The 15206-nt window shown below is 42.8% G+C and carries 10 protein-coding genes; 5 read left to right on the top strand and 5 right to left on the bottom strand.

Features of this window, described 5'->3' with window-relative positions:
* Window positions 1-111 precede the first annotated feature (111 nt).
* Window positions 112-399 carry a co-chaperone GroES gene (groES, locus tag ZYMOP_RS06130; protein WP_013934483.1) on the top strand — a complete coding sequence of 96 codons (288 nt, stop codon included), beginning with the start codon at window positions 112-114 and terminating at the stop codon, window positions 397-399.
* A gap of 141 nt (window positions 400-540) precedes the next feature.
* Complete coding sequence (gene groL, locus ZYMOP_RS06125; RefSeq protein ID WP_013934482.1) at window positions 541-2202, top strand: chaperonin GroEL; 1662 nt, start codon at window positions 541-543, stop codon at window positions 2200-2202.
* A gap of 113 nt (window positions 2203-2315) precedes the next feature.
* Here the strand turns inward: groL and ZYMOP_RS06120 are convergent, their stop codons facing one another.
* From ZYMOP_RS06120 to ZYMOP_RS06100, 5 genes are all read right to left on the bottom strand, one after another.
* Entirely contained in the window at window positions 2316-4001 is a 1686-nt protein-coding gene (locus tag ZYMOP_RS06120; protein ID WP_013934481.1) for an NAD-dependent malic enzyme, read from the bottom strand.
* A 111-nt stretch (window positions 4002-4112) separates the two neighbouring features.
* Complete coding sequence (gene recN / locus ZYMOP_RS06115) at window positions 4113-5789, bottom strand: DNA repair protein RecN (protein ID WP_013934480.1); 1677 nt, start codon at window positions 5787-5789, stop codon at window positions 4113-4115.
* A 54-nt stretch (window positions 5790-5843) separates the two neighbouring features.
* Window positions 5844-7025, bottom strand: a complete 1182-nt coding sequence (locus ZYMOP_RS06110) for a glycosyltransferase family 4 protein (RefSeq protein ID WP_013934479.1) — start codon at window positions 7023-7025, stop codon at window positions 5844-5846.
* Between the two features lie 273 nt (window positions 7026-7298).
* Window positions 7299-7745, bottom strand: coding sequence for a hypothetical protein (locus ZYMOP_RS06105; RefSeq protein WP_013934478.1), 447 nt, complete (start codon window positions 7743-7745; stop codon window positions 7299-7301).
* Between the two features lie 21 nt (window positions 7746-7766).
* Window positions 7767-10841 (bottom strand): coiled-coil domain-containing protein, encoded by a 3075-nt coding sequence (locus tag ZYMOP_RS06100; RefSeq protein WP_013934477.1) that lies wholly within the window; start codon window positions 10839-10841, stop codon window positions 7767-7769.
* A gap of 193 nt (window positions 10842-11034) precedes the next feature.
* On the opposite strand from ZYMOP_RS06100, the gene ZYMOP_RS06095 reads away from it, so the two are divergent.
* The 3 genes from ZYMOP_RS06095 (at window position 11035) to ZYMOP_RS06085 (ending at window position 15206) form a co-directional block, all read left to right on the top strand.
* Window positions 11035-12429: a hypothetical protein gene (locus ZYMOP_RS06095; RefSeq protein ID WP_013934476.1), complete on the top strand. Its 1395-nt coding sequence runs from the start codon at window positions 11035-11037 to the stop codon at window positions 12427-12429.
* A gap of 135 nt (window positions 12430-12564) precedes the next feature.
* The gene (locus tag ZYMOP_RS06090) at window positions 12565-13722 is read left to right on the top strand and encodes a DUF2336 domain-containing protein (protein ID WP_041582075.1); all 1158 of its coding nucleotides are present in this window, start codon (window positions 12565-12567) and stop codon (window positions 13720-13722) included.
* The gene (locus tag ZYMOP_RS06085; protein WP_013934474.1) at window positions 13719-15206 is read left to right on the top strand and encodes a PAS domain-containing sensor histidine kinase; all 1488 of its coding nucleotides are present in this window, start codon (window positions 13719-13721) and stop codon (window positions 15204-15206) included. The genes ZYMOP_RS06090 and ZYMOP_RS06085 overlap by 4 nt, the downstream gene beginning before the upstream one ends.

Here is a 15206-nt window from a genome sequence, read left to right as displayed (position 1 = left end):
TGGGCTGCTTGACGCTAAAAAAAACTACCCCATATGGTGAGCATTGGCACTTCATAGGGGAGAGTGCCAGAAAGAATTTCCCCTACTTTAGGGAAGGGAAAAGGTGAAGATATGAATTTTCGTCCGCTACATGATCGTGTTTTAGTCCGTCGCGTTAAGGCAGAAGAAAAAACAGCTGGTGGTATTATCATTCCAGATACCGCACAGGAAAAGCCACAAGAAGGCGAAGTCATTGCGGCTGGAACCGGTACGCACAGTGAAGAAGGCAAATTGCTTCCGCTGGATGTTAAACCCGGTGATCGCATTCTTTTTGGCAAATGGTCAGGCACAGAAGTCCGTGTCGATGGTGAAGACCTTTTGATCATGAAAGAAAGCGATATTCTTGGTATCGTTAGCTAAGAATTAAAGCCCTTAAAATCGAAGCTATCAGACTAAAAGTAGTCTGATGAAAAATAGTCTTCTCAATGAGGTAGATTTCCAAAATTTAATTTGAAAAATCTGCTTTAAAAAGAAGACACTCAAAAAGCTGGAGAAATTTCAATGGCTGCAAAAGATGTCAAATTTTCACGTGATGCACGTGAACGTATTATGCGCGGTGTCGATATCCTTGCTGATGCAGTTAAGGTAACGCTTGGCCCAAAGGGTCGTAATGTCGTTCTCGATAAAGCCTTTGGTGCACCCCGTATTACCAAAGATGGTGTTTCGGTCGCAAAAGAAATCGAACTGAAAGATAAGTTCGAAAATATGGGCGCCCAGATGCTACGCGAAGTCGCTTCTAAAACGAATGACCTTGCTGGTGACGGTACAACCACAGCAACGGTTCTAGCTCAGGCCATTGTCCGCGAAGGCATGAAATCTGTCGCAGCTGGTATGAATCCTATGGATTTGAAGCGCGGTATTGATCTCGCAGCGTCTAAAATTGTTGAAAGTCTCCGCGCTCGTTCCAAGCCGGTTGCTGATTCTAATGAAGTTGCTCAGGTTGGTATTATTTCAGCCAATGGTGACGAAGAAGTCGGCCGTAAAATCGCTGAAGCGATGGAAAAGGTCGGTAAAGAAGGCGTCATCACCGTTGAAGAAGCCAAGGGTCTCGATTTTGAATTGGATGTCGTTGAAGGCATGCAGTTCGATCGTGGATACCTATCCCCTTATTTCATCACCAATCCAGAAAAAATGGTGACGGAACTCGCTGATCCTTACATCCTGATCTACGAGAAGAAGCTTTCTAATCTTCAGTCTATCCTGCCGATTTTAGAAGCCGTCGTTCAGTCTGGTCGTCCGCTTTTGATCATTGCTGAAGACATCGAAGGTGAAGCTTTGGCAACCCTCGTTGTTAACAAATTACGCGGTGGTCTGAAGGTCGCAGCGGTTAAGGCTCCGGGCTTTGGTGATCGTCGTAAAGCCATGCTGGAAGATATTGCCATCCTGACCAAGGGTGAGCTGATTTCTGAAGATTTGGGTATCAAGCTTGAAAATGTCACGCTGAATATGCTGGGTTCTGCCAAGCGCGTGTCCATTACCAAAGAAAATACCACTATCGTTGATGGCGCTGGTGATCAGTCTGCTATTAAAGATCGTGTCGAAGCGATCCGTGCCCAGATCGAAGCCACCTCTTCCGATTATGATCGTGAAAAACTTCAAGAACGTGTTGCTAAACTTGCTGGCGGTGTGGCCGTCATTAAAGTGGGTGGTGCAACTGAAATTGAAGTTAAAGAACGTAAAGACCGTGTTGATGATGCTTTACATGCAACGCGTGCCGCCGTTCAGGAAGGTATTGTTCCCGGTGGTGGAACGGCTCTTCTTTACTCGACCAAAGCGCTTGATGGCTTGAACGGCATTAATGACGATCAGCAACGCGGTATTGATATCGTTCGTCGCGCTTTGCAAGCACCGGTTCGTCAGATTGCACAGAATGCAGGGTTTGATGGTGCCGTTGTTGCCGGTAAGCTTATTGATGGCAACAATGACAAAATCGGTTTCAATGCTCAGACTGAAACCTATGAAGATCTGGCTGCTGCTGGCGTGATCGATCCTACCAAGGTCGTCCGTACGGCTCTTCAGGATGCAGCTTCTGTAGCCGGTCTTCTTATCACCACTGAAGCCGCAGTGGGTGATTTACCAGAAGATAAATCCGCAGCCCCAGCCATGCCAGGCGGTATGGGTGGCATGGGCGGTATGGGTGGCATGGGCGGTATGGACTTCTAAGTCTTACGCTTTTTTCACTCTGGTGGTCGGCTCTTACCGACTACCCACCCCAAAAGTCCCCGTTATAGTTATAACGGGGACTTTTTTATGATCGAACTGTAAGCAGTAACCTATCAGTCAGCTTTATAAGGCAGGTATTCTGGCCGCCAATAATAATCTTTAATTCGTTCTAAAAGGGCAGCGTCGCTTTCATCTGGAGCAACCTTGTCTTGAATTGCAGTTTTCGCAACAGCCATAGCAATTTTAAGGCTAACGGATTCGATGTCATCAAAAGAAGGTAAAATAGCGCCCTTCCCATTGTCAGCCGCAGGAGAGCAATCAGCTAAGGCATGGGCAGCCGCCATCATCATGCTATCGGTAACGCGGGTAGCTTTTGCCGCTAATACACCAAGACCGATACCTGGAAAAATATACGCGTTGTTGCACTGAGCAATGGGAATGATGGTACCATTTATATCTACCGGCTTAAAAGGACTGCCGGTTGCGACTAACGCCTTTCCCTCTGTCCATTTAAGAATATCTTCTGGGACGGCTTCGACATGAGAAGTCGGATTGGATAAAGGCATAACCAAAGGCGTATCGCAATGTGCCCCGAGAGTCTTAATAACCTCTTCTGTAAAAAGACCTTTTTGTCCAGAAACCCCTATAAGGATAGTGGCCTTACTGTGATTAATAACCTCTAACAGAGAAAAACCTTTTTCAGATTTTTTCCAGTTACCTAGCTTGTCATGCGGCTGTGCTAATTTTTTCTGGAAATCAGGAAGGTCTTCCATATCATCGGTTACAAGACCGTTCCGATCGACCATATAAATCTGGCCACGAGCGGTTCTATCCTCTAACCCTTCCGCCTTCATAGCGGCCACAATTTGCTCGGCGATACCACAGCCAGCAGAGCCCGCGCCCAGAAAAACAATATGCTGATCTTTGATATGGGTATTACGCACTTTGCAGGCTGAATAAAGTGTGCCTAAAGCGACTGCTGCCGTTCCTTGAATATCATCGTTAAAACAGCAATATTGATCTCGATATTTACTAAGCAATGGAAGTGCATTTTTTTGCGTGAAATCTTCAAAATGTAGAAAAACTTCTGGCCATTGCCGCATAACAGATTGAACAAACTGATCTACAAAATCATAATAGGCATCACCTGTTATACGTTCATGATGCCACCCCATATAAAGCGGATCATTTAAGAGTTCTTTATTATTAGTGCCCACATCTAATACGACCGGCAATACGGTAGCAGGATCAATACCGCCACAAGCTGTGTAAAGCGCCAGCTTTCCGATAGGGATACCCATTCCTCCGATCCCTAGATCGCCTAACCCAAGAATCCGTTCGCCATCCGTAACGACAATAATCTTTATATTTTTTTGGGTAGTTTGCGTTAGAAGATCGTCCATTTTATCACGATCAGGATAAGCTATAAATAAGCCCCGATCTGCACGGTAAAGATGAGAATAATTTTGACAGGCGCTGCCCACTGTTGGCGTATAAAGAATGGGCATCATTTCAGTAATATGAGCAGCAGCAAGATGAAAAAACAACGTCTCGTTTTCATCCTGTAAAGCGCGTAAAAAAAGATAACGCTCTATGTCAGTTTTTTGTTCTTTATATTGCTGGTAACAGCGCTTGCTCTGCTGTTCTATGGTTTCAACAGTATGCGGAAGCAAAGCATTTAATTGAAAGATATTTCTTTCTTCTTGGGAGAAAGCCGTTCCCTTATTTAAAAGGGGATTATGAAGAAGCGTTATACTTCTATCTTTAACCGATAACGGCGTATTATTTTTTAATGACATAACCTGCTCTTTTATAAAAAAATAAAATTGATCGCCGAACTGATATAAGCTGTTCGAGTTAATCTTTTTCAAAATTAACCGAATAGCGATGCTCAACAAAATATAGAAATGCTAGGGGCCTAATAATCGGCTGGCTTGTGCGCGCGCTTCATCTGTCACTTCAGTGCCTGAAAGCATGCGGGCAATTTCTTCGAGGCGTTCATCCTTATCGAGGGGTTTTACTTCTGTACGCGTAGCGAAAACTTTTGTTTTAGAAGGACGACCGTGATGTTTACGAATAAGCCAATGTTGATCTGCCCGTGCAGCTACTTGCGGGCTATGGGTAATAACCAGCAATTGTGCCTTTTTAGATAAACGCGCTAGTCTTTCTCCAATAGCACTGGCGACGGCCCCACCAACACCCTGATCTATTTCATCAAAAATAATCGTAGTCGTTCCTTCTTCTCCAGCTAAGACTACTTTTAAAGCCAGCATAAAACGGGATAACTCTCCCCCGCTTGCAATTTTCATTAAAGGAGAAAAATCAGCACCGGGATTAGTAGAAATAGTAAACTCCACACGATCAAAACCCTCTGCGCTCCATTGAGAAGATTCCAATTTTTCAATTTTTGTCTTGAATCGTGCAGCTTCCATTTTAAGCGGTGGTAATTCAGCCATTACCGCTTGATCGAAACGTTTTGCGGCGGATAAGCGTGCCTGAGACAAAGCTTCAGCTGATTGTTCATAGGCTAGACGGGCAGCATCATTTTCTGCTGATAAAGCAAGAACGCCTTGTTCACCGGCTTCTATCTGATCGAGTTTATCTTTTAATTCTATCGTAAAGGAGGATAATTCATCCGGTGCGACGCGATGCTTTCGCGCTAAAGCCCTTAAATCAAACAAGCGTGTTTCAATCCCGTCTAATCTTAAAGGATCGCCATCGAGCATCATAGCCGTATGACCAAGCTTTTCACTGGCCTCTCCGGCTTCATTCAAAGCTTTATCGATAGACTCAAGCGCTTCCCCCAAGACAGGATGTTCAAAAGCAATCCGGCCTAGACGGCGTCCTGCCTGACGTAACAAAGCGATAGCCCCCTCTGTGCTATCAAGCCATTGGCCAATCGCCTCCATATCTTCAATAAGCCTTGCCCCTTTTTGTAAGGTAGTACGCTCCTCGGCAAGAGCAGCTTCTTCCCCATTCTGGGGAGCAAAAGCTAAAAGTTCATGAACAGCATGTTCTAGCCAGTCACGATCCTGTTCGCGTTCTTCTTTTAGTTTTTGAGCAGTAGCTAATGCCTTTTCCGTTGCTCTCCAGTAAATATAGGCTTGTGACGTCGGCATACTATCAATATGGCCAAACTCATCCAATAAAAGGCGATGACTGCGTGGATTCAGTAGGCCTCTTTCATCATGTTGACCGTGGACTTCAATCAAATAGCCAGCAATTTCCCGCAATAAGGTAACAGAGATAGGCTGATCATTAAGAAAAGCACGGCTTCCCCCATCGGCTTTAATAACTCGTCGAATAATCAGAATTTCATCTGTTTCTATTCTAAGACCACTTTCTTGCAGATAGGCATAAAGAGGATGCCCTTTAGAAAGTGAAAAACAGGTACTGACGATACCCTGCGCTGCTTCTGGCCGAACCAAACTACTATCAGCACGAACGCCTAGAGCTAACCCTAAAGCATCGAGCAGAATCGACTTACCAGCCCCTGTTTCGCCAGTGAGAACACCAAGACCAGCATGGAAATCAAGGTCGAGTGCATCAATGAGCACAATATCACGAATGCTGAGCGAAATTAGCATAGCATCTTCATCTAAAGTATTTTTCTGTTCGATGCATCCCGAACAGAAAACTTATTATGAACGCGGTCGCAATCGAGGTGGATAACCACTTTGCATTCTCGCCTGAATAATACTGAGATAACTATCTGCAAGCACTTGGTTAACATTATCCCAGCCGTAACGGTCACTCATTTCATACCCTCGGTAACCTGTTTCTTCACGTAAATTTTTATTTTCGCAATAATCCTGTAGAGCATCGGCAAAATCTTTAATCGCACCGGGACGGATAAGACGCCCCATCAGGGGATCTTCGATTAAACTTTCACTTCCAGTTGCCTGAGCGGCGACCACAGGCCGACCGGTTGCCATCGCTTCCAAGGTTACATTACCAAAGGTTTCAGTCACCGAAGGATTAAAGAGAAGGTCGGTTGAAGCCACGGCGCGCGCAAGCGCTTTACCTGTATGAAAACCAGCAAAAATAGCCTGAGGTAATCGACGCTCGAACCATCCCCGTGCAGGGCCATCACCAATAATCATTACGCGATGGGCTATCTGTCTTCGGATCAATTCGTCAATTGTATCGGAAAAAACATCCAAGCCTTTTTCCATCACCAACCGACCAACAAAACCTATAACGACTTCATGATCATTTATCCCAAAATCCCGACGAAAATTCATATCTCGTGCTTTGGGTGAAAAGAGTTGACGATCAACACCTCGAGACCAAATTCTGACATCATAGCTCATACGTTGATCTCGAAGTACCTGTGCCATAGATTCTGAAGGCGCAAAAATAGCATCGCAACGCCGGTAAAGTCGCCGAAGAATAGCTTCTATGACGGGCTCTAAAAAAGGCATACCATAGTAACGAGGATAAGTTTCAAAGCGGGTATGCACCGAGGCAACTGCGGGCAAATTCCACTTTCTAGCCAATGAAACAGCGCGATGCCCCAGATATTCCGGACTCGCAATATGGATAATATTAGGTGCAAAGTCTTTAATATCGCGTCTAACACGAGATGTTAAGGCAATAGGTATACAGTATTCACTCCGTCCGGGAAAAGGAATAGCCGGAACGGCAATCACTTTCCCAACAGCGGGAAAAGCAGGTGTCTCACTGCGTGGAGAATAAATACGAACCGAGGCGCCTTGTTGCATCAAATAGCGAACAAGACGATTGAGAGCCTGATTAGCCCCGTCGCGGACATAGTTATAATTACCTGTAAATAAGGCTAGGCGTAAATTACGGATATCCATAGACGGCTTTAGAAAAACTGTGCGCAAAAGGCGCTAATTTTAGAGATTTTATGCAAGTAATATGTCCTTACATAAGCAATTTTATCACTGGACAAATAATATCTCAGCAAAAAATCGGAATTATCCAAATAGATTAGGTTTATTATGGCCTATAGCAGGAATCAGACCTGTCACAATCCCATGATTGCCTGCTTTATAGTGAACCTATTGCAATTTTGATCACTGTGGTAATTTTTATCAGAGAAGTAGCAGAGCAATAGACGAGCTCATGAATTATGAAGCGCTTTTAGATAAAGTTTTTTTTACAGGTTGTGGAATACTAGATTTTTCCTTTGGCAGTAAGGCGGGAAGATGACAGATCGGTAGTTTTAGGCTGGCCGTATCTTTACAGGAACGGACTTGTGCCGATCCATCAGGCCCAAGAAATACCGCATAATCCTGAAAGTCTTTCTCATTTTGACAGCGCACACTCCACATAGCTAAATTATCGTAACCGCCTTCCGTTGGAGAGGCATAGTTAACCCGACGACATAAAAATCCAGAATCATTTAAAGCCCCCCGTAAAACAGCGTATCTTTGTATCTCCGGCAGCTGTTGCAAGCGTTGGCTATAGGCAAGCGATGCGGGTACAGGCGTAGCCTTAAGTTGAGACAAAGGCACAGCGATAAAAAGCCAAGATGTCATTGTAGCCGTTGCTATCAAAATCTTTACTTTACGCATCGATTTCTGCTTCCATTTTTATTATTGGCGGTATTTTTCTACGGCCTGGGACAAAGCTGTGTAAAGTTTACCAACATCAGAAGACATCAAAGCCACACTAAATGAGGTACCATCCCGATTATTGATAACGCGCCGCAACATGGCTTCAAAATCATGAATATAGCGATTTACATGCTCTCGAAAGGAATCATTTTTTTCATACTCACGGGCAATAATTTTTGTTTCGCCGCTATCTAGCAGACGAACAGCACGACGAGAAAAGACGCCCCGATCCCCTTTTAGGTAAGAAGCCCAAGCGGCATCGCTTACATCAGCTGACATAATACGTGTAATATCGATAGCCTTTGATCGAAGCGCATCAATTAACCACGCAACATGTCGTGTAAAATGCCGTTCGTCATGGTTTTCGATTTTTTCTTTCGCTTCGGTAATACGTTTTTCAATACCCGCTGTAATATTAGTAATAGTCAACATCTGCTGCATTAAACGCTCAGTTGCTTTACGGGCCGATTCAACGCTTTTCTCAGCGACTTCATCAACAGAAGATAGGCTACTTCTAATCTTTTCAACTAGAGCCTTATCCACCGCACCGGTAACCTGTTTCTGAAGCGATTCACCCAATTCTGTGCCGAGCGAAGCAAGCAGCGTTTTTTCTTCTTGACGCGTTTGCGTGATTAAATTTTGAACATTTTCTATTTCGGCCTTAAGTGCCGGCGTCGCTTTACTGACCAAGCTATGATTTTGCGTCTGAATATTCGCCATCAGATCGCTCAATTGGCCTAATTTTTGAATAAATCCACCCAGTTGAGCATTAGCATCGCTTACTAACTTATCGAAAGCCTCATGATGAAGGGCATTGCTAGCATCAACTTCCTTTATGAATTCACGGATTTGCTGTTGTTTCTGCTCAAACCCCCTGTCGGTTTTTTCGGTTAACTGGTTCAAAATATCTCTTTGATGAGTAAGTCCTTTGCTTGCTTGGGCTAGGATGTCCTCCATCTTGGCTGCTTGATTTTCCATACCTGTGATTTTAGGGAAAAGTGTATCAGCGGCGTGATTGTTTTCTCCGAATTGTTCGGTAATGCGGGTTAAAGCCGCTGGTAAACGAACATCGATATCTTGCACTGCTACAGTAATATGTTCGGAAAAACCACGCGCTCTTTCGGCCAGTTTTGAAAGCCCCCAGTCGCTATTCATCAACATTGCACCTGTTTCTTTTATCTGATCTGATAAATGACCAAGACCTTCATCAAGTGTCTTAAGGCGTGTATCTGTATCCTCCCTAAGGGAGATAAAACGGGTATCAGCTTGATCAGCTAATGCGTTGATATGAGTAAAGAGAGATTCAACCTGCTGATGGCGTTCAGCCAGATGCGCATAGACAGTATTGAGATGCTCAGTGACATCTGTTTGTTGATCAGAAAGGGCTTCAGTAAACTCTTTTTTCCAATTCTGAATTAACGATTGAGCATTTAACTGTTGCGCTTGCATAGTTCCAGAGAGATGCGATAGATCATTTTGAATAATATTAAATTGACCCGTCAATTGTTCAGCAAAGTTATCCCCTAAATTAGTCAGATTTTCCTGACTGCTTTTTAGATGATTTTCAAAGAAATCTACAATTTCTTTACTCTGGTTACGAACTGAAGCTAAACGCTGTGTAAGATCAGAATTAATTGAACTTCCCAAAAGATCAAAAGCTTGATGGTGGGAATCCACTGCTTTTTCAAGTACTTGGCTGATTTCTATAGTGCGGCCATTTACCTTTTCTAGTTTGGTTTCAAAATCTGTAGAAACCTGCTCGCTTAAATGTCTAAAATTCTGCTCACTATTATCTATAGAAGATTTTAGGTGCTCTGATAACTGTTTTGTCTGCCGTTCAATGGCTTGCAGTGTTTGATGAAAATCATGAGATATCTGGGTATTAAAACTTACAATAGCAGTCTGACTTGTTTGAAGATGCGTTTCAAGGTTATCGGCTATACGGGTAGCATATTCATTTACCTCCCCTAAACGCGCTGTCATATTAAAAGAAAGATGGCCCGCTAATTCATCAAGGGCTGTCCGACTAACTCTTATCCGTTCATCCAAATGATCGGCCATTTTAGCAATATGGGTATCCGCAATCTGCATCTTATCAGCTATCAGATTAGCAACTTTATCCCCGAACTGAGCAACAGCAGAGGCACTTGTTTCTAAGCGCGCATCAATCTCTTTTTGAATTTGATCAAGATGCTCAATTTCCTTAGTCAAGCGTTCCGCAGCGGCAAGAGTCGTATTTTCTGTTTTTTGTCCCAGCTCAGAAAGCGTTTGCAAATGTGTAGCCAAAACAGCTGATTGATGCTCGGCTTCATTATTGGCTTTATTCAAGATAGCGGTCAGTTCTTCTGTTTGCTTACGGGCTTCCGGTAAAGCATCTAGAAGCGGCCCCAGACTTTCACGGGCTGTTTCCGTTGCTTCAGTAAGACGATCAGTATGTCTTTGTAAGCCAACGGCTTCAGCGCGCATATTCATGCCAATATCAGCCAAGCGTTCTGAAGATTGCTCTCCTACCTTTAAAAGCTGGTCAGCTTGTAACGCTAAAGCTTGCTGATTACTTTCTACCCGAGCACTCAGCTGTGTAACAATTTCATCCAATGCGAGGGTTTCTTTACGGATAGAAGCTACAGCCCGACTGAAACGATGAGCTTCTCGCTGACTAAGAGGACGTAGAATAAGATAAAGAATACCAATAAAGGATAAGGGACCACTAATAAGAGGTAAAAAATATTGGGCATTGGCTAAGGTAACACTACCCATTTCAATAGCTGTAAATACACCAGCCGCTATAATAAGACCTAAAGCAGCCAGAACTAAGGTAGGCACCAGACTCTTTGCCTTTGTTACGGTAAGTGCCGTTTGCTGTAAGGGTGGAGTCGCCGCTGATGAGGATAGTGAAGGCGATGGAGGTGGCACTTGCGGTCTCGGTTTTTCTTTTCCGCCCTCGCTTTCTGGTGTATTTGTTTCTTGTGTTTCAATACCAGCTAATTCAGCTAGCTGTTGCTGCCGCCGATAAATTTCCCGCAGTCTTGCTGCGCCATCAACCCCTATTGCCATAGACCAGACATTATCAATTTTAAATTGGGGCGAATAGCCCCTTATGTCTCTATGATTAGTGCTTAAAGGATGAAAAACGTTTTTTTTGAAATAGATTCATTCATTTATGAAGAGAAAACTATTTTCAAGCGTTGCGGTTTGAGATTTATTTCTTAAATTTTAGATTAATATACTTAGTCCTGGTGATAAAATAGTGAGCCTTAGTAAAAAGCAAACGACGCAACAATATCAAGACCAGGATAATAAAGCTTTAGCCCCCGGTGTGTTGATCGGAGTCGGTCGTCAGACACAGCAGTCTGATGAGACAAATTTAGCGCTGTTTCCCGTTGCCGGTATGACTTTGGTAGAATATCAGATTCATCTAGTAAGAGAAGCCGGTGTGGATCATATCATCCTCTGGATAGAAGATTCTTTCTTCAATTTTGATGAAAACAATAATTCTGTTTTAGAAAATCAGAATGGTTTTAATTTTCGTTTTATGTCGATTGTCGATCAACTTCGTCGAAACGGCATTCACTTAACACTGGCACATAGTCATCAAGAAGTCGCAACTACTTTTTCTACCCATCAACATGTCTTATTAATTGAAGAAGGCTGCCTTCCTTCCGCAGCTTTAATAAAATCGATGTTGCTAGCGTCTCCACCAGCTATTCTGTCAGTCAAAGATGAACCCTCGGCTCAGGGTTTTGAACGCATAGCTGCTTCTGAAAAATGGGGTGGTTTAGCTTTAATTGATGGAGAAAACCTGACTAAAGTTAATACAATTCCCGATGACTGGGATCTTATTTCGACGCTTATGCGTCAATCCGTACAAACTGATTGCAACCGTATTCTAGGCGAAACCTCGGTAAAAGAGGTCATAACAAAAAATGATGCCCAAACATTTGTTCTGAAAATTACGGATAAGGCCGTACCTGACCAAATAAGCTATATGCTTTTGTTGGGGACAGCCCCTAAAAAAAACCAGAATATCTTTAATATTTATCTCTTTCCTTTATTAGAAAAGCTTAGTCTACCTAGACTAGCTCGCTATAAAAAAGCCGGTTTATGGCTATCTTTATCCGTTTTTATTTTAGCGGGTCTCTCCTTACCAACGGCTTTTTTAGGATGGCTTTCTTTTACAGTCTTTTTAATGATGCTAGCGGGTCTTGCAGAACATGCGGGTAATCGTTTGAATGAAATTCAATTGAGAGCTGGAAGAAGAAAACAGAAAAAACAAATTTGCCATACGCGTATAATTTTAGCCGCATTTGCGCTAATTTTAAGTAGCTATCCTGTCAGCAAAGAAATGGGATGGGGTATTTTCCCCTTAGGAACTCTTATTATTATTACTACAATTGCAGCCGATCAGGAAGCAAAGCATAGTCGACGCTTTGCAACCGGCTATAAAGGACGTTATTATCTTCATTTTGATTATATGATATGGATTATGTTTCCTTTTGCCTTGATGTCGCATTATTCTTTATCTTTCTGGCTTGGTGGTTTGTCTTTTCTGACAGGTCTTTCCATTTTGAATTATGCAGCCGCGCTTCAACGCTTTCAGAAAACTTTACAAAAAGCCCATCTTTTTTCAAAAAAAATGCCTTAACTGAATTTTAGGTATTCGGCCCTAAAACTATTTTTAGTGATTCAAAGCTTTCTGACAAACTATGCAGAAAGAATATTTCATTTTTGGCTGGCGATGATTACCTATCGTTAACGGCCATCCTTTATGGTTGGCATTATGGCAGCAAAAGCATATTCTAATAATTCTAAGACATCCCTTATAGAGTATGTCAAAGAAGCCCTAAAACAGGATGAAGAGAGAAAAGAACAGCTTTGTATAGATTTATTTATACCGAGTTCGCTGCGTTTGACTGAGACTGAACGTAATCGCGCTATTCTTCTTCTTGAACGTTTGGTTATGGCGACTGAAAATGAAATTCGTCTACGCCTTACACCGTTAATTGAAGATTTTGCCCCTATTTCGCTTATTTTGCTTCTTAATGATCCTACTAATCAACTGTCTTTAAATTGTATTTTTAAAAGTGCTCTATTGCGAGATCAGCATTTTGCTGCTGTTCTCATACGTCGCATAAGCGAAAGTCGTTTAAGAAACGAATTTATCAGTCATAAAAAATCAGACTCCTCTGAAAAAGATATTGTAGATGATTTAATCAGTCAGACTACACCAGATATTGCTCTTTCAGCGATGGCTTTACTTATCGCAGAAAGTCGTCGGTTGGATCACTTGGAAGATCCGGTGTTTGCTCGTACTGATTTACCCGCTGAACTACAATATCGTTTGCTATGGTGGGTCGCTGCGTGCCTACGCTCTACACTTTTAGATTATCGAATTTCCGAAAATAAGGCTGATGAGGTGCTAGCATTGGCCGTTAATCAAGCTTTATCCTGTTATGATGAAGGTGATACGCTTGATTCCCGCGCTATAAAATTGGCACGTTCGCTTTGGGACTATCGACGTCTTACTGATGGTTTCATTGTTAAAGCGGCTTTTGATGGCCATATCGCCTTAATGGTAGCGGCCCTTGCTGTCCGAGCGGGTATCAATCAATCCTGTGCGTGGGATATGGTTTTAGATGGTGATGGTAGTCCCCTTTTATTATTATTACGAGCAATTGGGATGGCACGTCATGAAGCGATTACCCTGGCACTTCAGCTTACGAACCACAATCTGAATGATTATCAGCTTACTAATCGTATTGATGCCTTTGATACCTTAACTCAGCCAGAAGCCGATAAAGCACTAACCTTATGGCGTTTAGATGAATATTATCGCTGTGCTATCAGCGATATTGGGCATAGCGTTAGCAATATGCGAAAAAAAAATATGGATAAATGTGAAGAAACAGAATTTTTTGAGCAGGATTATCTTTCATGAAAATAAATGCAACGCTCAACCCTTCCGTCTCTTCAGATAAACAAAAAGCAGTCGCTATCCTGGACAGTGAAGACCACTTAATCAAAGCAGATAATCTGATTGCAGCGTTGCATGCTCATAATGGCGGTGAAAAAAATGCACCCTTAGCCTGCGCACCTTTAAATAGAATTATACATTTAGCGAGAAGATTACAAACTAGGATTTCTCGCCGCATTCTTTTGGTCGATATCAATAAAAAACAAGATTTATGGGTAGAAGCTATACCCAAAGCGGATGGGAGTATTCTATTAGAAATAACGGGATGGGCTCAGGAAATATCTTCAACAGAAGATTCAAAAATAGCTGATAATAGAATTGATCACGCCATAAGTTTAGCTAAAAAACCTATTTCAGTGAGGCAAGAAGACGTTCCAGTAGAGAGTAAAGAACCTTTATTGGATAGGGACAATTCAGAAAATTTTGATGATGAAACCGCTCGCTGGCAATGGCAGGCGGATGCCCATTTAAACCTGACTTATTTTCCGCCTGCCTTAGAAGCTATGACGGGCCTTGATCCCGATCTTTACCTGCATCGTCCATTTGCTCGGCTATTTACTTTAGAAACGGATGCTGAAGGCCGATTTCCTATTATGGAAGCCTTGGCAGAACATCACAATTTTTGTGCCCAGCCCTCTCTTGTTAATGGTAAAAAACCTAAAATATGGCTTTCTGGACAGCCAGTTTTTGATGCTTCTGAAAAATTTATCGGTTTTGAGGGTATTATAACACTCGCTGAGGATAATAATAAAAAGAATGACATTTCTTCTCAGCGTATATCCCTTGCCTTGCCGGATAGAATTGATCGTAGTTTCAAGCCCCCCTTACATCGAATTATTGAAAATGCAGAACATATATCTTCTCGCATAGAAGGCCCCTTACGAAAAGATTATGTCCATTACGCGATGGATATTGCAGCAGCTGGCCAGCATTTAATGATGCTTATTGACGATTTGGCAGATCTTCAAGAAATAGAAAGTTCAGGTTTTCGTATTGATAGTCAACCGGTTGATCTTGCAGAAATCGCACAACAAGCTATCGCACTCCAAGGTTGGAAAATCCATGCTCAGAATGTAAAAATGGATGCCCCTAAATCTGGGGAAAAAGTTATGGCCTATGCCGATCCGCAGCGGGTAATGCAAATTTTGCTTAATCTTATTAGTAATGCTTTACGCTATTCACCTGAAGGCGCGAGTGTCTGGATAAGGGTCGAACAAGATCAGAAACAAGCTTATCTCATTATTGCGGATCAAGGCAGAGGTATTGCCCCCGAAAATCAGCAGCGTATTTTTAATAAATTCGAGCGGGTTAATCCAGACGAGGGCAGCGGAACCGGTCTTGGTCTTTTCATTTCCAGACAGTTAGCGCATTCAATGCAAGGGGATATTACGGTTGACAGCGCGCCCGGACAGGGCGCGCGATTTACCTTAATGTTACCGGCTTTATAA

Source organism: Zymomonas mobilis subsp. pomaceae ATCC 29192, assembly GCF_000218875.1.
Lineage (GTDB): Bacteria > Pseudomonadota > Alphaproteobacteria > Sphingomonadales > Sphingomonadaceae > Zymomonas > Zymomonas pomaceae.
The sequence above is the reverse complement of the archived record's forward strand: the minus strand, read 5'-3'. Positions and strand labels throughout refer to the sequence as shown.